Here is a 16,897-nt window from a genome sequence, read left to right on the forward strand (position 1 = left end):
TTATTACCCCTTGCCTTCCTTCAGCAGAGCTTCCGCCTGCTTGAGTTGCTGTTCGGATAGGGCGGGTTCTTCGATGTGTTTGCGGCGGCGCTTGAGATAAAATACCAGGAAGACTGCGCCGGCCAAAAGGAAGATGAAAGGACCGAACCATAGGAACAAAGTAGTACTTTTCATCGGTGGACGATAAAGCACGAAATCGCCGTAGCGCGCCACCAGAAAGTCGACAATTTCCTTGTCACTCTTGTCGGCTTGCATCTGTTCGCGGATTTCGCGCCGCAAGTCGTTGGCAAAATCGGCACGAGAAGCGGCTATCGTCTCATTCTGACAGACCAGACATCGCAGGTCTTCGGATAGCGCAACCATGCGTCTCTCTATTTCCGGGTCTTCGGCAACAGGAGCAGCTTCCTTTGCCCCTGTAAACGGAGCGAGAAGCAACAGACAGAGCAGCAGCGCCGTTTTTAGCAGCGCGAAACCGCCTTCATTTGTCCTCATGCCTTCCAGGGCGCTTCTGGGGTTGCCTGTGGGGCTGCCTATACGGCTGCCATAAGCCGCCAAAGACGACCGGGATAAAAGTTTCAATCTCATCCTTGTAATTCTCTCACCAGAGGCAGAATTTTATTCTGCAGTGCTTCCACTGTTACGGGACCGATCTGCTTGTAGCGGATCACTCCATTCTTGTCGATGACATAAGTCTCCGGCACACCGTAGACGCCGAACTCTATGCCGGTCCGACCTTCAGGATCAACCGCGCTGACCGCGTAGGGGTCACCGAACTGTTGAAGCCATCTTAACGCGTCGTCTCGCTGGTCCTTGTAATTGAGTCCGTAGACAGGGACAATTCCCGACTTCGAGAGTTCCACCAATACTGGATGTTCCTGTCGGCAGGAGACGCACCACGAGGCCCACACATTCAATAGCCATACCTTGCCCAGGTTTTCCTTCGAGGTCAGCGTTTTTTCCGGTTCGTGCAGTTGTTGCAACTGGAATTCGGGAGCTGGTTTCCCCACCAGGGGAGAGGGGACCTGACGCGGATTGAGGCCCAGGCCGACGAGCAGAAAACCCACCAGTACGACGAAAACAGCGAGCGGCAACAGGAAACGCGTCATGCCTTTTTGCTCCTGGCAATCATGGGCGCGGTGGCTTTCCTGCCGGCCTTGCTGGCTTTAGCAGCCTTCCTTTCCTCGGCCTCGACAGTCTCACGCTGTTTGCGTGAGGACAGCCGGTAACGCCTGTCAGTGACGGCAAGGAAGCCTCCGAATGCCATCAACATACAGCCGAACCATATCCAGTCCACGAAGGGCTTATGATAAACACGCACGACCCATGCTCCGTTTTCCAGGGGTTCACCCAGGGCAACATACAGATCGCGCAGAATACCAGCATCGATTGCCGCTTCGGTCATCGGCATCCCGGATGCATTATAGGTTCGTTTTTCGGGTTCCAGCACATTGATTTTCTTTCCATCGCGCAATACATCGACATTGCCGATGTCGGACATGTAGTTTGGTCCCGGCGCTTTTTTCACACCGTTGAAGCGGAAGGTATAGCCTCCTACCTCGACCGTGTCGCCAATTTCCATGCGCACATCTTTTTCCGTTTCATAACCACCCACGAGCGCCACACCGATAATAAAGAAGGCAATGCCAAGGTGGGCAGCGTGCATGCCATAGTAGCTGCGCGATTGCGCGGCCAGCTTGGCAAACAATCCCTGCTTGCCGGTGCTTCGGAGGCGATGAATTACGTTGACGATCACGCTCGTAATGACCCAGAAAGCCATCAGCAAACTGAAGCTCACCATTAGCTTCCATTCGCCCATGACAAAGGGCATTACGAGAGCAGTAACTACGCTTACCCCGAATGCCCAGCGCAGGCGTACCGCAAGTTCAGGCAGGCTTGCCTGCTTCCAGCGCGCAAGGGGGCCAAGGCCGATCAGAAAGACGGCAGGGGTCATCAACGGGACGAATACCGCTTCGAAGTAGGGGGGGCCGACCGAAATCTTGCCGAGTTCAAGCGCATCCATGAACAGGGGATAGAGCGTGCCCAGCAGGATGCTTCCCGCTGCAACCATCATCAACAAGTTGTTGGCGAGCAGCATGGATTCGCGTGAAACCAGTTCGAACTTTCCACCCAATCCGATTTTCGGCGCCCGCCAGGCAAACAGCAGCAGGGAGCCTCCAGTGATGGTCACCAGGAAGGCCAGGATGAATATACCGCGCGTTGGGTCGGTTGCAAAAGCGTGAACGGAGGTCAGCACGCCTGAGCGAACCAGGAACGTGCCGAGCAGGCTCAGGGAAAACGCACAGATTGCCAGCAGTACGGTCCAGCTCTTGAAGCTGCCGCGCTTTTCCGTCACTGCAAGGGAATGAACCAGAGCAGTCCCCACCAGCCAGGGCATGAAAGAGGCATTTTCAACCGGGTCCCAGAACCACCATCCGCCCCAGCCCAGTTCATAATAGGCCCACCAGCTTCCCATCATGATGCCGATGGTGAGGAACATCCAGGCAACTGTCGTCCACGGCCGCGACCAACGTGCCCAGGTCGCGTCCATCTGGCCGCTCAGCAGGGCGGAAATGGCGAATGCAAACGCGACGGAGAAGCCGACATAACCCATGTAGAGCATGGGCGGATGGCAAACCATGCCAGGGTCCTGCAGCAACGGGTTGAGGTCGCTTCCTTCCATCGCCCCCGGCAGCATCCGGTCGAAAGGATTGGAAGTAAAAAGCATGAATATCAGGAAACCCACGCTGACCAGGCCCATGACACCCAGCACGCGCGCCACCATTTCATTCGGCAAATGCTTGCTGAATACGCTTACAGCGATCGACCAGCATGCCAGCATGAACGTCCAGAGCAGCAGGGAACCTTCGTGCGAGCCCCAGGTGGCGGCAAAGCGGTATTGCAGCGGCAGCTTCGAATTCGAATTCTGCGCAACGTTGACTACCGAAAAATCGCTGTTTACGAATGAGTAGGCCAGGCAGAAGAAGGCAATGGCTACAAACACAAACTGCCCCTGAACCACCGGCCGCGCCAGGGCGATCCAGGAAGGGATGCCGCGCGCGGCGCCGATGATGGGCAGGGTGCCTTGTATGAGTGCCAGCAGCAAGGCGAGGATCAGGGCGAAGTTACCGAGTTCTGGAATCATGGCTGAGGCTGTGGGTTATGGAAAAATATGAATAGATACGAACAGGAATGGCAGAGCCCTTTCGATTCTGGAAGGGCTCGGGGCTGAAACTGTTTGCTACTGCATCACTGTCTTGCGCGCCTTGTCGGCTTGATCAAGCGCGCCCGCGGCTTCCGGCGGCATATAATTTTCATCGTGCTTCGCGAGTACTTCGTCCGCCCGGAAAACGCCATCCGAAGCCAGCTTGCCCTGGGCTACCACACCTTTGCCTTCCTTGAACAGGTCGGGGAGGATGCCGGTATATACGACTGGAATAACCTTTGCGGTATCCGTCACCTGGAAATTGACCGTCACGCCGTCGGCCTGGCGTTTGACGCTGCCTTCTTCCACGAGCCCGCCGATACGGAAGCTCTTGCCAACGGGCGCCTCATTATTGGCGACCTGGGTAGGGCTGAAGAAAAATACCAGGTTGCTCTGAAATGCGTTTAAAACCAGCACCGAAGCAACACCCAACGCGGTCACGCTCGAAGCGATGATTGCCAATTTTTTATGACGTGGTTTCATTTCCCTTCTCTTGTTTTGTTGACTGATGAATCAGACTGAGATGCCTGAGCAAAGTTCGCCTGCGGTTGGAAACCAGAACGATTTCCCCTGCAATGCAGATCAGGGTAACGAGGTAGGACCCCCATACGTAGAACCCGTACCCACCCATATCCAGAAATTCAGACAGGCTGTTCCAGCTCATTGCGCTGCCTCCTGCAACTGACCCACCCACGCGGTATGACGTTCACGTTCCAGGATAATGGCGCGCGTGCGTATCAATATCACCGCGATGGCATACATCCAACACGCGATTGACATAATCAGCATCCCTGTAAGCATGGTGGTGGCCATCTTCGGCGACTGCGTGAGACTGACGGAGGCGCCTTGATGCAATGTATTCCACCACTTCACGGAAAAATAGATGATAGGGACGTTCACCACGCCTACCAGAGCAATCACTGCTCCCGCTTTGTCGGCACGGCGCGGATCGTCTATGGCTGCCTGCAAAGACATGAAGCCAATATAGAGGAACAGAAGAATCAGTTCAGAGGTAAGGCGCGCATCCCATACCCACCAGGTGCCCCACATGGGCTTGCCCCACAAGGCGCCGGTCCACAGCGCAATAAAGGTGAACATTGCGCCAGTGGGTGCAATGGCGGTTGCCACCATGGCGGAAAGGCGAGTATTGAATGCAAGACCGATACCTGACCATAGCGCCATGATGACGTAGAGAAACATGGATAGCCAGGCCGCAGGAACATGGATGAAAATGATACGATAGGCTTCACCCTGCTGAAAATCGGTGGGAGCCACGAAAAAGCCGATATAAAGTCCCACCGCACCCAATACAATTGCGGCAATGGAAAACAGGGGAATCATTTTGCCGGCGAGGAAATAGAAGCTTGCCGGGGAGGAATATTTAAACCAGTTTATCGCCATGTAGCAAAGTAGATAACAGATTCCATAATTGAGGCATTGATGAGGCTTGGATAGATTGCTCCGTATCGGGCAATCCCACAGGACACCTGTCGGCGCCGTTGCAACCCATCTACCCATCCTCCTTACGCCCCGTGCGCGTAACTCCAAATTTTAACCTAAAAACCTCAAATTCAGAATTGGTTTGTTAAAAACTGTTAAAAGGCTATCGCCTGACTGTATGTAGCCGGGAGGTGAATGCTGCGGGGAAGAGCGGGGGAGTGTGGATCGGCTACAGCCGATATACATGAAAAAATACGTGCAAAAGCAGGAAAACAGGATTTCGCGCAAGGTATTCTGGCACCATAATCATTTCATTTAGCCGAATAATCCCGCAGACACTTCTTTCTGTTCCGGAGATCCGAAAGCGATCATGCAACTTTCCTGTTCCATTCCCTTGCCTGCGACCTTTCGTCCCGGCGATATCCTGGCCTTTCATCGGCGCGACCGGCAAGAGATCGCAGAGCGAGTCAGCAATACCTGCTTGCAAAAAGCCATGATCTGGTGCGAAGCCCCGGCGTACCTGTCCATCAACTTCGAGTCGGGATTGGCGAAGGCTTCACTGGTCATCGATGGCAAAGTGGCCGAGGATTGCCAGCCCGTCTTCGAGCGTATGGTCCGGCGCATGCTGGGTCTGACCCAGGGGGTCGAGATCTTCGAGGAACAGTATCGCGATCACCCGCAATTGGGCCTCCTGATCGCGCAACAGCCGGGCATGCGTGTCCCGGTTACTGCTACGCCGTTCGAGGCCCTGACCTGGGCAGTCACCGGCCAGCAAATCAGCGTCAGCGCTGCCGTTTCCGTGCGCCGGAAATTGATCGTCGCAGCGAATATCCGTCACTCCTGTGATCTGCTCTGCTACCCGGACGCGCGCCAGATTCTCGAATTGCCCGAAGAGACGTTGCGGCAAGCGGGTTTTTCGACAACCAAAACCAGAACCTTGCTTACACTCTCCGCCCTCGTGGCTGACAACGAGCTTCCACTGGATGCATGGGTTGAAACGCTTCCGGTCGATGTCATTCGCGAAAAACTGGAAGCAGTCCGCGGCATCGGTCCCTGGACGGTGAATTATGGACTGTTGCGCGGCTTCGGCTGGCTCGACGGCTCGCTGCATGGCGATGCAGCGGTTCGGCGAGGCCTGCAAACCTTGCTCGGTGCGCAGGACAAAATCAGCGAGGAGAATACGAAGGCCTGGCTCGCACAGTTTTCACCCTGGCGGGCCCTGGTCGGCGCCCACCTCTGGTCAGCCCAGACTACGATTGCCTGATGAGAACTTGATCAGAAAAAGAATGCTAATCTTTTTTGCAGCTTTATCGGCCTTCCACAACTGGACTTCAAAACCAGCAATTTGTCAAGTTCGTTTAGCTATACGTGGCTTAACGCACGGAATGATTTACAGCGCTGCTTATCATTTCCCTACAGCAAATTCGCTGGGTTAGCATGAGGTATGACGACATGAAAAACACTATTCTCTTGACAAAGATGGCGCGATCAATGCTCATTGCGGGCTTGGTATTGGGAATAACAGGTGCGGCGTATGCACAAGGTGTAGCAGGCGGTGCAGCAGCAGGTGCAGGCGGTGTAGCAGGCGGTGTAGAAGGCGGTGCAGCAGGAGGGGGTGCTGGCATTGGTGGCATTGCAGGCCAGGCTGGTCCCGCTACTACTGGCGCTGCTTCAGGCCAGGCTGGCAGCGAAATGTCTGGCATGAGTAGAGCGCTGCCTGGCTTGGAGCAGAACTCACCTATGCGTGAGCAGGGCGTTCCCGGGCTAGGAAGCTCTGGCGAGCCACGAGGAGCGGGCTCTGCCTCTGGATTGAACGCCCCCTCGGGAAGGGAGCGCTCATCTGTACCAAGATATTAAGTTTGTCGTGGATTGCGTTTGCGGACGTTTTAAGTCTGATTGACTAAGGCTTGAGCCGCTAAAATGGCGTGTTGATGGCGTCGGTTGCTCTCGGGCAGGTCATGAATAGCCGTCACAGGAGCGTCAGAATTTTGGGTGTGAAGCCCTCATAGACTTTTCCACGGCGACGCTCGCAGCCCCTTTGTCCTTTGTATAGGGCACGAGCGTGCGCGTGGAAAAGTCGATCTCATTTTGTCGCATCGGCCTGAAACGATCTTCAAAGAGAACGGCGAATTGATTCATGGCCTCTTTCCAGTCGGAGGCAGCACGTCTCCATCGATATCCAACTAAACGAGGAATGCTCTGAGTTCCGCATTTATTCGCCGATGCGTGACGCCAGCGTGCGGGGGAATTCTTTGACCTTCTTTATTCCAGGGAGATGCGCAGCGATACCGCGGTACTCCACGGTGCCAATACGAGAGATGCCAGCAGGAAAGCGCCCAGCAACGACATGTGCGCTCCCGCACCTAACCCGGCGGTGCTGGCCTCCACCGCACCCGCACCGAAAATCAGTACGGGAATGTACAGCGGCAACACCAGCAGGGAGACCAGTACGCCCCCGCCGCGCAGGCCCAGAGTAAGCGCTGCGCCGATCGCGCCGATCAGGCTCAGCACGGGTGTTCCGAGCAGCAGGGAAGCGGTCAGCACAAGAAGCGCATCACCTGTCAAATCGTACTGAATGCCCAATACCGGCGCCATCAGTACAAGCGGGACGCCGGTCACGAGCCAATGCGCCAGTGCCTTGCCCAATACGAGCAGGGGCAGCGACTGGGGCGAAAGCAGCATCTGCTCCAATGTGCCATCCAGGTAGTCGCTGGAAAACATGCGCCCCAGTGACAACATCGAGGCCAGCAGGGCAGCCACCCAGACCACGCCGGGGGCCATGACGCGGAGCATGTTCATCTCTGGTCCCACTCCAAGCGGGAAAAGACTAACGACGATGATGAAAAAAAACAGCGTCGTCAGGACATCCGAGCGGCGCCTTGCCGCGAGCAGAAGATCGCGCCGGATGATCCAGAAAAACATGTCAGGTGAGCTGCAGCCGCTGGATGGCGGCGCCGGCTATTTCGATTTCCTGATGGGTCGTCATCACGATCATGCCGCCGTGTTCCAGGTGCCGCTCTATCAAACCTTGTACCAGTTTGACTGCGCTCGTATCGAGTGCGGTCAAGGGCTCATCCAGTATCCAGAGCACGGTACCGCATACCAGCAGGCGCGCCAGCGTCACCCGGCGGCGCTGTCCCTGGGACAATACCTTGGCAGGCAACAGTTCGCGTCCACCCAATCCCATATGCTGCAAGGCAGCATGGGCCTTGCGTTCATCGAGGTCAACCCCCCCGAGCGCGCTGGAGATGCGCAAATTCTCGATGGCAGTCAGATCGTCTTTTACCCCGCCTAAATGGCCGAGGTAGGTCATTGCGCCAAAATAGTCTCCGCCAAGAGAGCGAATCTGGGTGCCGTCCCAGCGGATTTCGCCCTCGGCCGGCGAAGCCAATCCGCACAACATACGCAGAAGACTCGTTTTACCACTGCCGTTCGGGCCCTGAACCTGCATCAACTCCCCGGATTCGAGCAAAAAATTGACGCCACTAAACAGCTTGCGGTCACCGCGGATGCATGTCAGGTCAATTCCTTGCAGCGTGGGCATTATCGCTCGCCAAAAAAGTCAGCATTATAGCGTAACGATAAGGCCGAGGGCCTTTGGATTGATCTTCCAGTTTCTATGGGTGAGCCTGGCAGCGCGTGGGGCACCAAAAGTACTTATTGCTTGAACTTTACCTCGGCGCGCTGCCTGATCTGCTCCAGCGACAGGTCTTCCTTGTGCGTTGCGATGAACCAGATATGCCCGAAAGGGTCTTGCAGTGCGCCTGACCGGTCGCCGTAAAACTGGTCTTCCAGCGGCTTGATGATCCTTGCTCCTTCCTCCATGGCCTGGGCAAACACCGCATCCACATCGTTCACATATAAATGCAGGCCGACGGCAGAACTGCCGGATGATTGCGGATTACGGAAAGGGCTTTCTTCACCGCAGTCATCCGCCATCATGATGCGTGAATCACCGATCTGAATCTCCGCATGGCCGACTTTTCCATCCGGCATATCCATCCTGAACAATTCCATTGCGCTGAAAGCGCGTTTGTAGAATGCGATTGCCTCGGCTGCTCCATCGATGATGAGGTAGGGAGTTATGCTGTGGTAGCCATCGGGTATGGGTTTAACGATCATGTGCGGTTCCTTTGGTTGATTGATGAACTCCTGAAGAGGCCAGGATGATTTAGGGTGGGAAACCGTGAGCTTCCCGATGAGCTTCCAACTGCCCGCGAATGGGAAAGAGTGGAAAGTGGGCGGGTGAAAGGCTCAAGGTCAGGACTCCCGACCGATTCCTCCTTCGACATTATTGGGGTTTTATCCCTTTATCCCCGGCCACACCGTTCATCCAGGCATTTCAACAGCGTCGGCAGATCGATTCCCTGTTCCTTCAGCCTGTGTATGAGTTCGTCGCTGATCACGTCTTTCTCCTGAAGGCAGTGCAGCAGGTTGCAGAAATCGTTGGCTTTTGGTTCATTCGGATTCCATACATCGCCACCTGGGGTCGCAACCGCAGTAAGCGTGCGTTCCCGTTCAAAAGGTGTTCCCCGTGCTGTTTCACCGCGTGTACGCACCCGGATGTGGAAGACGCCCTGCACCTTGAGTGGATAGGCAGCGGTAAATTGCCCCTGTGGATCGCGGCTGAGTGGGATAAGCTCAGAAGCTCCATCCGGTTGCACTATCTCGGCCCAGACACTTGCATTTCCCTGAAGCGGCGCATCATATTCGTACAGTGCAGCGATCAGGTGAATAATGGCATCCACCTCGAAACTCGCTTGCTTGACGTACGCCGTGAAGGTCAAGCTGGAATAGATGTGTGCGACAAACTCATAAGACAGCGCCGCGTGCTGCGCAGCAGATACCGATGTTCCGCCCTGTAACTTCAGTATTGCATGCCATTGCCCGGCATGGCTTCCGGAAGCCTGGGCCGGAAGCACCGGCAACGCGCACCGGTAATAAGATGCATACGGGCTCAGGATGAATTGTGAATTGGTTGTCCCCGGCGGTGAAGCCGGCGTAATACTGGAACCGTCCGGCGCCTCAAGCTGAAAATCGATCGCTCGCGGGAAAGGGCTCAATACGATCAGGTCCATTCCATAGTCCGCTTCACAGATCGAAACCGGGACACGATGCTCCGATTCCCTGCTGAGAATACCCCGCGGATCGGCGGTGATCTGGGCATTCGATACGCCTGCGAGAATTTGCAGGAAATACTTGCTGAGCCGCATGGGCTGGTCGCTTGAAAGTGCGCCGGTCACCAGAAGATACCCGTTATGCCCCTGACATAGTGTCGTCAGTGCGGGAATGCTGATATTGGAGGGCAGCCCCAGGCCAACCGCGTAGGTATTTGCCGTGATGCTGCCCGTGACGTCGGCAAGAGGCGGGGGACGGTTCCACATTCCGTCGGTGAGCACTACCATGGCGGTAATGTCATAAGGCGTGGCTGCCGCCGCCTGCGCATCATCCAGCATCTGCTTTCCATTCACGACACCGTCACCGATGGAAGTGGCGCCAGCGGGATCGATATCGCTTCCCGCAATATGTCCAATGGCGATGGTTCGCCCCGCACCGCCCGGAGTAGCACCGGCCTCCTGGATTTCCATCAGACGCTGTGCCGCTTCGTTGAAGCGGACCAGGCCGATACCGTCCGCCGGTTGCATGACACTGATAAAAACATTGGCGGCTTCACGCAGTTTCTGCACCTTGGGAATGCCATCGCCGGCATCCTCATTCATGCTGCCGGAGCGGTCGAGCACAAGCGCCACCGCGGAGCGCGGACGGGCAATCGTGTTGGCAGCGATGTTGATTACCCAGCTTTCCCCGGTCTGGACGCAGCGCACGGTAACGTTACCGCTCGCAATATCGCCTGGATTCGTGGAGGTGTAGGACAGCCACAGCCGCGCGTAGGCGACCGGCAGAATCGGGTCGCTCGCCACCGCAATGGAGGTGCCGTTCGGTGTACCGAATCCGCCGGTAGGGCCTGCGGTAATCTCAAATGTGAGGCTTCGGCAGGACACTACTTCCCATATGATTGCCCGGTATGTCGTTACGCCGACCCCGCCCATCCCGGCGGGAACATTCAGGAAATTTATACTCGGAGTGGTCAGGGTAATCGATTCAGGGGGAAGAAACGGTTGCAGCGTTTGCCGTATTACGCCTGCGCAGACGGGGCAGAAGGGCGCATAATCCCGCATATAACAGCTTGGCAGAGGGCGATAGGTGTCGCAGTCCGAGTAAATCGCGCCTTCATAGGTGCCTACCGCACCAGGCGCGGGAGGCATCGCGGGTGGAATGCAGGCGGATGCCGCACAACCAGGGTCGCATTGCGAAGGCATGGGAGTGCTGGCCGCGATGAGGTCGCGCCACTTGTTGGTGGTCCGGTTCGTGTCGCGCGTTACATTCGGCTGAGAGGGTTCTCCCGCCGGCGTACCTGCGCCATTCCCCCCATACTCATCGGCCAGTCCAAAAGCGCTGTGCCCCATTTCGTGGATCGCTATCTGCGCTGCCTGGGCATGGGTGGAGCACGTGGCAATGGTTCCGCCTGATCCCCCATACTTGCTCGAATTGACTATGCAAAGCACCTGATGCCTGAGCGGGACCTGGGCGGACGCAACAGACAACGCGAGCGCGGTATCCACGGTGAGCAGGCGATCGAGCGGTGTTCCGGCAAAGATGCTGCAAAATGTCGCGTCAAAGTAGGTATTGGCTGCGGTTGGAGTTCCCCCGGCGCATCCAGGATCATCTGCGCCGCTTTCATTCGACACCACATCGACGCGGTGCACATTGATTCCGCAGAAGAGTTCGTCCAGGGGCGGGGTAGTGCGCAGGGCCGTGACAAAATTCTGTACGTCTGTATGGTACTGCGCCAGCTCGGTCGCACGGTATCCATCACCCAGAATGACCAGGTTCCATCGCACACTATCGGACCCGTGATCAATGATCTTTGTGGTGCCCACGACATACCCGTCACTCGCACTCATTGCATGCCCCCTTTCTCTCCCCTCGGTATTTCAAACCGGGCCAACTCGGTTGAGGTGGCACGCTGCTGCGCGCCTGTAGCGGAAAGAGCAGAAACATCCAGTGACTCACCCATCAGGGCAATGGATTCGGCAGCGGGATTATCCGGAAGAAGCACTTCAAAAATACTCTCCTTGACCTTCCCAAATTTTCGTTCAATCTTGCCATCGGGTGAATGCACCTCAACGGAGCCGACGAGCGGTGAATGGATAAGCCGGTGAAACAGGACTTGGTCGTTCCTGTCCCGGAGTTCCATCCAGAAACCACCATTTTTCCTGGCCTGAGGCGCTTCCCCCACCGAAGGCGGACAAATCATGGGAAGGCGCTCGTACGAGATAAGGTGAACCGCTCCATCTGCAATCCGGAATGTGAGCCTCAGCGTTCTGCGCAGATTGGGGTCGAGCCGTCGGGATTGATCCGAATTTGGCATGCTTTCTCCTGTGGGTAGGACGATATAGCTCGCGGGGGATGATGCGTTGAACTCGGTTCGCTGGCTCTAATCCTGATGCCTGCTCCTGTTCACATTTGCCTGCACCCTGCCCATTCCTGCTTGCCTGACAAGTTCGCTGAGATCATCTCAAGCTTTCACGGTCCTACGTTCGAGCGCGTCCCTATCCCAGTGTGCGAGAGTGGCAGCTGCTTCATAAGTGGTTTGAAGAAACGAGAGCAGTGTCTGTGCAGGGTTCCCGGTTGTTCGAACGGCCTCGTACGGCAGGATGAATTCGCCGAGCTTGTCATGAAAATAAGCTGCCTCCGGCTGAACCTTGTACTCGTTGAAACCCGCAGGGCTGGGGTAGGCATAAGCATAAAAGGCAGCCTCTCCCAAGCCCGTCCCCGGCCAGAAGCCCGCACTCGATACCTCATGTGAATACGCTTCTTCCATTACACGGGCGGCAACGTTGGGTGCACCCCCCGGATGCTTCGGCGCGGTTCGTCCCGAAAAGCGGGTTACCGCGAGATCGAACGCCCCCCAGAAAAAATGCACCGGGCTCACTTTGCCTATGAAGCGGGCGCGGAAATCCTTCAAGACACAGTCCACCTGTACCAGGGCGCGCCAGAAGAGGGAAACCGCGTCTTTATCATAGCTCGCATGCCGGTCATCCTTCTCGAAAGGAATAGCCACTTCCACCTCCACCGGCCTGGCAAGGATTTTTACCTCGATCCCGAGTTCTCGAAGCGCCTGCATGGTCTTGTGATAGAAATCAGCAACCGACATGGGCTCCAGCGCGAAGGTGCGATCGGCACCCTTTGATGTGGTGATATGAAGCGTGTGCGCGATAAAATCGAAGTCGATGGCGAAAGTAAATATCCCGTAAGGAATGGGCGAAGTGGTGAGGCCACGGACGGTGACATAAAGCGTGGAGCCCCAGCAGTGATTGATATCCGGCGAGAGCATGAGCCGCACCTTCCCGACTACTTGCGCCCACATATTAAGCGTGGTGCAAGTGTCCTGCCAGGCTTCCAGGGGAGGCAGTTTCGGCCAGCCAGTCTCGATATCCGCTATATGTTTATTTGTCATAGGTATACGAAGACGTGGGAAAATGGAGAAATCGCATAATTCAGCGCCTGCTTGCCATTCCATTCATCTGGCATGTTATTGTCGGAACCAGATCGAGCGGGGTGGATAGAATTTCTCGTTCAGATCAGGGGAAATCCGAAGGAAGCTCAGGGCATGGACCGCATGTTCCGGCTTCGTGATCGTAGCATCCGCATTCGCCGGTTTCCTCATTGCACACAACGGTAATTATGCCCGGTCCCTCCGTATCCGCACCCGTATCCGCACCTGCTGACGAAGAGATCCGAAAACTCGACCAGCGAACGGGGGTGCCATGCAGGCGATTCATTATTGCACTCATCTCTTGCACTTTCCCTGTAATCTCTTCAAACAGACGGCCCATACGCTGCCGGTCATCGCCCTTCAGTGGTTCGAGAGACTTCAATTTTTCCTGCGCGGATTCGGGCATTTCCAATTCTCCCTGAAATGGTTTGATTGAAAGCTTCGCTTGCGGAAGTCTACTGGCCTTACAATTTTTTCTAGTTCATGTTGTTTCAAATAGCAAGAAAGCTTGAAAGACCTCCTGCGACACAAGAAATCATGGAGAAACTCAGATCAATAAATTCGTTACCTGAAAGTGAGGGATTTGACCGGATCGGACAAGCTTTCTGTAGTGACAGGTGGGCGATATACAATATCGACTCAAGCTCAATTGGATGAGAAAGTTGGATTTGAATAGGTCAGATGCTGGCTTCATGCATGCTGCATTGGAGCTTGCTGCTCAGGCGGAAAAAGCGGGCGAGGTGCCGGTTGGGGCGGTCATGGTCAGGAATGGAATAATCATTGGGCGCGGTTATAATTGCCCCATCTCGACATCAGACCCCACAGCGCATGCAGAGGTGATGGCCTTGCGGGATGCAGGTCGTTATCTCGGCAATTACCGTCTGGCGGACTGTACGCTTTACGTGACTCTGGAGCCCTGCACCATGTGCATGGGGGCGGTTTTTCATGCACGTATCGCCCGGCTGGTGTATGGCGCGGCGGATCCGAAGACGGGTGCATGTGGAAGCGTGATTAATCTCTCCGCTGAGCTTCGGCTCAACCATCACTTGCAGGTGACGAGAGGGGTGCTAGCGGAGGAGGGGGGATACAAACTGAAGCAATTCTTTGCGAAGCGACGTGAGGCAAGAACAACAAACAGGGAAGAGATTGATGAGAATTGAGGTTGGTATTCCTTCTCAAACACTTGATTTACATGATAAAAATGATGTCGTCAGGCGTTACCGTATCTCCTCGGCGAAAAACGGGGTGGGGCAGGAAAACGGCAGCTTTTGTACGCCATTAGGCAGGCATATCATTCGCGCCAAGATCGGGACCGGACAACCGGTCAACACGGTATTCGTGAAACGTCGTCCCACCGGCGAAATTTATACGCCAGAATTTGCCGCGAATTTCCCCCGCCGCGACTGGATACTGACCCGCATTTTATGGCTTTCCGGTTGTGAGCCCGGCTTCAATCGCCTGGGAAAGGTGGACACCATGCGCAGGTATATCTACATTCATGGCACTCCCGATAGCGTGGAGATGGGCAAACCGGGCTCCATCGGCTGCATTCGCATGCAGAATCAGGATTTGCTGGAACTGTTCGACCTGGTGGAGGCGGGAACGGAGGTGGATATCAGGAACGCGTAGTACAACGGTTTTTTTCACTGTACGCTTCAAGGGCAGCGATTTTGGCATCCATATAAACACAGCTTGCTACGCCAGCCCAATTTGAGCCCGGGTGTCTTTTCCGGTATCATATTCGTCCATGACAAAGTACGCGCAAAGTACATGTTGTGGGCTGCTTCCTTATGACGAGTCGAATCGACCAGAAGAGGTGCGTCGCTGGTTGGGGCAAAGGGCGTATTTATGATCGGCGTCCAATGACAAAGACAAAGTACGTGTTCGTGACCGGAGGAGTGGTTTCTTCTCTGGGGAAAGGTATCGCCGCCGCTTCTCTCGCAGCCATTCTCGAAACCCGCGGCATCAAAGTTACCCTGCTCAAGCTGGATCCTTATATCAACGTCGATCCGGGCACCATGAGTCCCTTTCAGCATGGCGAGGTCTTCGTCACCGAGGATGGCGCGGAAACGGACCTCGACCTCGGGCACTACGAGCGCTTCATCAGTGGCAAGATGAACCGGCGCAACAACTTTACCACGGGTCAGATTTATGAGAGCGTGATAAAGAAGGAGCGGCGCGGCGACTATCTGGGCGGTACCGTGCAAGTCATTCCGCATATTACGGACGAAATCAAGCATTACATCAGGGTGGGGGCCGGGGACGCTCAGGTAGCCATCGTTGAAATCGGTGGAACCGTAGGCGATATCGAATCCCTTCCATTTCTGGAAGCTATCCGGCAAATGGCGGTTCAACTTCCGCGCGAAGATACCTGTTTCATTCACCTCACATTGCTGCCCTACATTGCCTCAGCGGGAGAACTGAAAACCAAGCCAACGCAGCACTCGGTAAAGGAGTTGCGCGAAATCGGCATTCAGCCGGATGTGTTGTTGTGCCGTGCCGATCGTGCATTGCCTGGGGATGAACGGCGCAAGATTGCGCTATTCACCAACGTTCGGGAAGAGGCGGTGATCCTGGCGCTGGATGTGGACAGCATCTATAAAATCCCCTCGCTGCTGCACGACCAGATGCTGGATGAAATCGTCTGCCACAAACTGAACCTGCTCGCCAAGGCAGCGGATCTGCGCATCTGGAAAAAACTGGTTCATGCGCTGGAGCATCCCGAGCGGACGATAGAAATCGCGCTGGTTGGAAAATATGTCGATCTGACAGAGTCCTACAAGTCTCTGTCGGAAGCATTGATTCACGCGGGAATTCACACTCGCAGCCAAATCAACATTCATTATGTGGATTCGGAGAGCATCGAAAAGGATGGGATCGGGTGCCTGGAAGGCATGGATGCTATCCTGGTGCCTGGTGGTTTTGGAAAACGCGGGGTAGAGGGCAAGATCATGGCCATCCATTTCGCACGCACCAACCGCATTCCCTACCTTGGCATCTGCCTTGGCATGCAGTTGGCTGTCATCGAATATGCGCGTAACAAGGCTGGCATGCAAGGCGCGCACAGTACCGAGTTTCATCCTGAAACACCATATCCGGTCATTGCGCTTACCACGGAATGGCGCACGCGCGAGGGGCAATTGGAAACCCGGACTACGGCTTCCGATCTCGGAGGGACCATGCGTCTGGGTGGTCAGGAGTGTTTGCTCAAAGAGGGGTCTCTTGCCCGTAAAATTTACGGGTCCGACAAAATTATCGAAAGGCATCGGCATCGTTACGAGGTTAATAATCAGTACATCTCCCGTCTGGAACAGGCAGGCCTGAGTATCAGCGCAGTATCGGCCGGAGAGGGATTGTGCGAAATGGTCGAATTGCCGCAAACCGAGCATCCATGGTTTGTTGCCTCCCAGTTTCACCCCGAGTTCACCTCGACCCCCCGGACCGGACACCCTCTCTTTGCGGCATTCATCGAAGCAGCGGCTGTGTCCGCGGACAAGAGCCTTTCCAGCGAAGGGGTGGTACCGGCCGATAAACCTGAACGCACCACAATGGGCGCCTATATCCAATAACTGTATTGTTGGAGGCGCCTTTCAAGACCGTTTAAGACCGTTTAAGGCCGTTTCAGCCTCTAGTCCTCAAGCAGATCCCCGGTAGCCCTCGGAAAGTAGCAGAACCGTTTTTTAATAACTTACAGA

General features: G+C 55.5%; 18 protein-coding genes. 5 read left to right on the top strand and 13 right to left on the bottom strand.

What is annotated here, in order from left to right; genetic code table 11:
• Positions 1-3: 3 nt before the first annotated feature.
• From ACZ5BW_RS06350 to ccmC, 6 genes are all read right to left on the bottom strand, one after another.
• Positions 4-585 carry a cytochrome c-type biogenesis protein gene (locus ACZ5BW_RS06350; RefSeq protein ID WP_464543422.1) on the bottom strand — a complete coding sequence of 194 codons (582 nt, stop codon included), beginning with the start codon at positions 583-585 and terminating at the stop codon, positions 4-6.
• A complete protein-coding gene (locus tag ACZ5BW_RS06355) occupies positions 582-1,106 on the bottom strand; it encodes a DsbE family thiol:disulfide interchange protein (RefSeq protein WP_011380552.1) in 525 nt (174 codons plus the stop codon). The genes ACZ5BW_RS06350 and ACZ5BW_RS06355 overlap by 4 nt, the downstream gene beginning before the upstream one ends.
• Entirely contained in the window at positions 1,103-3,142 is a 2,040-nt protein-coding gene (locus ACZ5BW_RS06360; protein WP_464543423.1) for a heme lyase CcmF/NrfE family subunit, read from the bottom strand. Before ACZ5BW_RS06360 ends, ACZ5BW_RS06355 begins: the two co-directional genes overlap by 4 nt.
• 96 nt (positions 3,143-3,238) lie before the next feature.
• The gene (gene ccmE, locus ACZ5BW_RS06365) at positions 3,239-3,685 is read right to left on the bottom strand and encodes a cytochrome c maturation protein CcmE (protein ID WP_464543424.1); all 447 of its coding nucleotides are present in this window, start codon (positions 3,683-3,685) and stop codon (positions 3,239-3,241) included.
• Complete coding sequence (gene ccmD / locus ACZ5BW_RS06370; protein WP_074708549.1) at positions 3,669-3,866, bottom strand: heme exporter protein CcmD; 198 nt, start codon at positions 3,864-3,866, stop codon at positions 3,669-3,671. The genes ccmE and ccmD overlap by 17 nt, the downstream gene beginning before the upstream one ends.
• Positions 3,863-4,603 (bottom strand): heme ABC transporter permease CcmC, encoded by a 741-nt coding sequence (gene ccmC / locus ACZ5BW_RS06375; RefSeq protein WP_464543664.1) that lies wholly within the window; start codon positions 4,601-4,603, stop codon positions 3,863-3,865. Before ccmC ends, ccmD begins: the two co-directional genes overlap by 4 nt.
• Positions 4,604-5,012: 409 nt before the next feature.
• Here ccmC and ACZ5BW_RS06380 point away from each other — a divergent pair, with 409 nt between their 5' ends.
• Both ACZ5BW_RS06380 and ACZ5BW_RS06385 read left to right on the top strand, forming a co-directional pair.
• Complete coding sequence (locus ACZ5BW_RS06380; protein WP_464543425.1) at positions 5,013-5,906, top strand: 3-methyladenine DNA glycosylase 2; 894 nt, start codon at positions 5,013-5,015, stop codon at positions 5,904-5,906.
• 188 nt (positions 5,907-6,094) lie between these two features.
• Positions 6,095-6,499 carry a hypothetical protein gene (locus ACZ5BW_RS06385; RefSeq protein ID WP_464543426.1) on the top strand — a complete coding sequence of 135 codons (405 nt, stop codon included), beginning with the start codon at positions 6,095-6,097 and terminating at the stop codon, positions 6,497-6,499.
• 405 nt (positions 6,500-6,904) lie between these two features.
• Here ACZ5BW_RS06385 and ccmB read toward each other — a convergent pair whose 3' ends face one another.
• From ccmB to ACZ5BW_RS06420, 7 genes are all read right to left on the bottom strand, one after another.
• Positions 6,905-7,564 (bottom strand): heme exporter protein CcmB, encoded by a 660-nt coding sequence (gene ccmB / locus ACZ5BW_RS06390; protein WP_464543428.1) that lies wholly within the window; start codon positions 7,562-7,564, stop codon positions 6,905-6,907.
• A gap of 1 nt (position 7,565) precedes the next feature.
• On the bottom strand, positions 7,566-8,186 hold the full coding sequence (gene ccmA / locus ACZ5BW_RS06395) for a cytochrome c biogenesis heme-transporting ATPase CcmA (RefSeq protein WP_464543429.1): 621 nt from the start codon (positions 8,184-8,186) through the stop codon (positions 7,566-7,568).
• A 113-nt stretch (positions 8,187-8,299) separates the two neighbouring features.
• Positions 8,300-8,764 (bottom strand): VOC family protein, encoded by a 465-nt coding sequence (locus ACZ5BW_RS06400; RefSeq protein ID WP_464543430.1) that lies wholly within the window; start codon positions 8,762-8,764, stop codon positions 8,300-8,302.
• A 188-nt stretch (positions 8,765-8,952) separates the two neighbouring features.
• Positions 8,953-11,607, bottom strand: coding sequence for a M64 family metallopeptidase (locus ACZ5BW_RS06405; protein WP_464543431.1), 2,655 nt, complete (start codon positions 11,605-11,607; stop codon positions 8,953-8,955).
• Positions 11,604-12,074 carry a hypothetical protein gene (locus ACZ5BW_RS06410; RefSeq protein ID WP_464543432.1) on the bottom strand — a complete coding sequence of 157 codons (471 nt, stop codon included), beginning with the start codon at positions 12,072-12,074 and terminating at the stop codon, positions 11,604-11,606. Before ACZ5BW_RS06410 ends, ACZ5BW_RS06405 begins: the two co-directional genes overlap by 4 nt.
• A gap of 147 nt (positions 12,075-12,221) precedes the next feature.
• Positions 12,222-13,163 carry a DUF5996 family protein gene (locus tag ACZ5BW_RS06415; protein WP_464543433.1) on the bottom strand — a complete coding sequence of 314 codons (942 nt, stop codon included), beginning with the start codon at positions 13,161-13,163 and terminating at the stop codon, positions 12,222-12,224.
• Positions 13,164-13,287: 124 nt separating this feature from the next.
• Positions 13,288-13,608: a hypothetical protein gene (locus ACZ5BW_RS06420; protein ID WP_464543434.1), complete on the bottom strand. Its 321-nt coding sequence runs from the start codon at positions 13,606-13,608 to the stop codon at positions 13,288-13,290.
• A 286-nt stretch (positions 13,609-13,894) separates the two neighbouring features.
• Between ACZ5BW_RS06420 and tadA the strand changes: the two genes are divergently transcribed.
• The 3 genes from tadA (at position 13,895) to ACZ5BW_RS06435 (ending at position 16,771) form a co-directional block, all read left to right on the top strand.
• Positions 13,895-14,362: a tRNA adenosine(34) deaminase TadA gene (gene tadA, locus ACZ5BW_RS06425; protein WP_464543665.1), complete on the top strand. Its 468-nt coding sequence runs from the start codon at positions 13,895-13,897 to the stop codon at positions 14,360-14,362.
• The gene (locus ACZ5BW_RS06430) at positions 14,352-14,831 is read left to right on the top strand and encodes a L,D-transpeptidase family protein (RefSeq protein WP_464543435.1); all 480 of its coding nucleotides are present in this window, start codon (positions 14,352-14,354) and stop codon (positions 14,829-14,831) included. The genes tadA and ACZ5BW_RS06430 overlap by 11 nt, the downstream gene beginning before the upstream one ends.
• 233 nt (positions 14,832-15,064) lie before the next feature.
• Positions 15,065-16,771, top strand: coding sequence for a CTP synthase (locus tag ACZ5BW_RS06435; RefSeq protein ID WP_464543436.1), 1,707 nt, complete (start codon positions 15,065-15,067; stop codon positions 16,769-16,771).
• Positions 16,772-16,897 lie beyond the last annotated feature (126 nt).

Source organism: Nitrosospira sp. TNL300 (genome assembly GCF_055385915.1).

Excerpts from the sequence above, each read along its gene's own strand:
- ACZ5BW_RS06350 (WP_464543422.1), bottom strand. The coding sequence starts at position 585 with ATGAGATTGAAACTTTTATCCCGGTCGTCTTTGGCGGCTTATGGCAGC.
- ACZ5BW_RS06355 (WP_011380552.1), bottom strand. The coding sequence starts at position 1,106 with ATGACGCGTTTCCTGTTGCCGCTCGCTGTTTTCGTCGTACTGGTGGGT.
- ACZ5BW_RS06360 (WP_464543423.1), bottom strand. The coding sequence starts at position 3,142 with ATGATTCCAGAACTCGGTAACTTCGCCCTGATCCTCGCCTTGCTGCTG.
- ccmE (WP_464543424.1), bottom strand. The coding sequence starts at position 3,685 with ATGAAACCACGTCATAAAAAATTGGCAATCATCGCTTCGAGCGTGACC.
- ccmD (WP_074708549.1), bottom strand. The coding sequence starts at position 3,866 with ATGAGCTGGAACAGCCTGTCTGAATTTCTGGATATGGGTGGGTACGGG.
- ccmC (WP_464543664.1), bottom strand. The coding sequence starts at position 4,603 with ATGGCGATAAACTGGTTTAAATATTCCTCCCCGGCAAGCTTCTATTTC.
- ACZ5BW_RS06380 (WP_464543425.1), top strand. The coding sequence starts at position 5,013 with ATGCAACTTTCCTGTTCCATTCCCTTGCCTGCGACCTTTCGTCCCGGC.
- ACZ5BW_RS06385 (WP_464543426.1), top strand. The coding sequence starts at position 6,095 with ATGAAAAACACTATTCTCTTGACAAAGATGGCGCGATCAATGCTCATT.
- ccmB (WP_464543428.1), bottom strand. The coding sequence starts at position 7,564 with ATGTTTTTCTGGATCATCCGGCGCGATCTTCTGCTCGCGGCAAGGCGC.
- ccmA (WP_464543429.1), bottom strand. The coding sequence starts at position 8,186 with ATGCCCACGCTGCAAGGAATTGACCTGACATGCATCCGCGGTGACCGC.
- ACZ5BW_RS06400 (WP_464543430.1), bottom strand. The coding sequence starts at position 8,764 with ATGATCGTTAAACCCATACCCGATGGCTACCACAGCATAACTCCCTAC.
- ACZ5BW_RS06405 (WP_464543431.1), bottom strand. The coding sequence starts at position 11,607 with ATGAGTGCGAGTGACGGGTATGTCGTGGGCACCACAAAGATCATTGAT.
- ACZ5BW_RS06410 (WP_464543432.1), bottom strand. The coding sequence starts at position 12,074 with ATGCCAAATTCGGATCAATCCCGACGGCTCGACCCCAATCTGCGCAGA.
- ACZ5BW_RS06415 (WP_464543433.1), bottom strand. The coding sequence starts at position 13,163 with ATGACAAATAAACATATAGCGGATATCGAGACTGGCTGGCCGAAACTG.
- ACZ5BW_RS06420 (WP_464543434.1), bottom strand. The coding sequence starts at position 13,608 with ATGCCCGAATCCGCGCAGGAAAAATTGAAGTCTCTCGAACCACTGAAG.
- tadA (WP_464543665.1), top strand. The coding sequence starts at position 13,895 with ATGCATGCTGCATTGGAGCTTGCTGCTCAGGCGGAAAAAGCGGGCGAG.
- ACZ5BW_RS06430 (WP_464543435.1), top strand. The coding sequence starts at position 14,352 with ATGAGAATTGAGGTTGGTATTCCTTCTCAAACACTTGATTTACATGAT.
- ACZ5BW_RS06435 (WP_464543436.1), top strand. The coding sequence starts at position 15,065 with ATGACAAAGACAAAGTACGTGTTCGTGACCGGAGGAGTGGTTTCTTCT.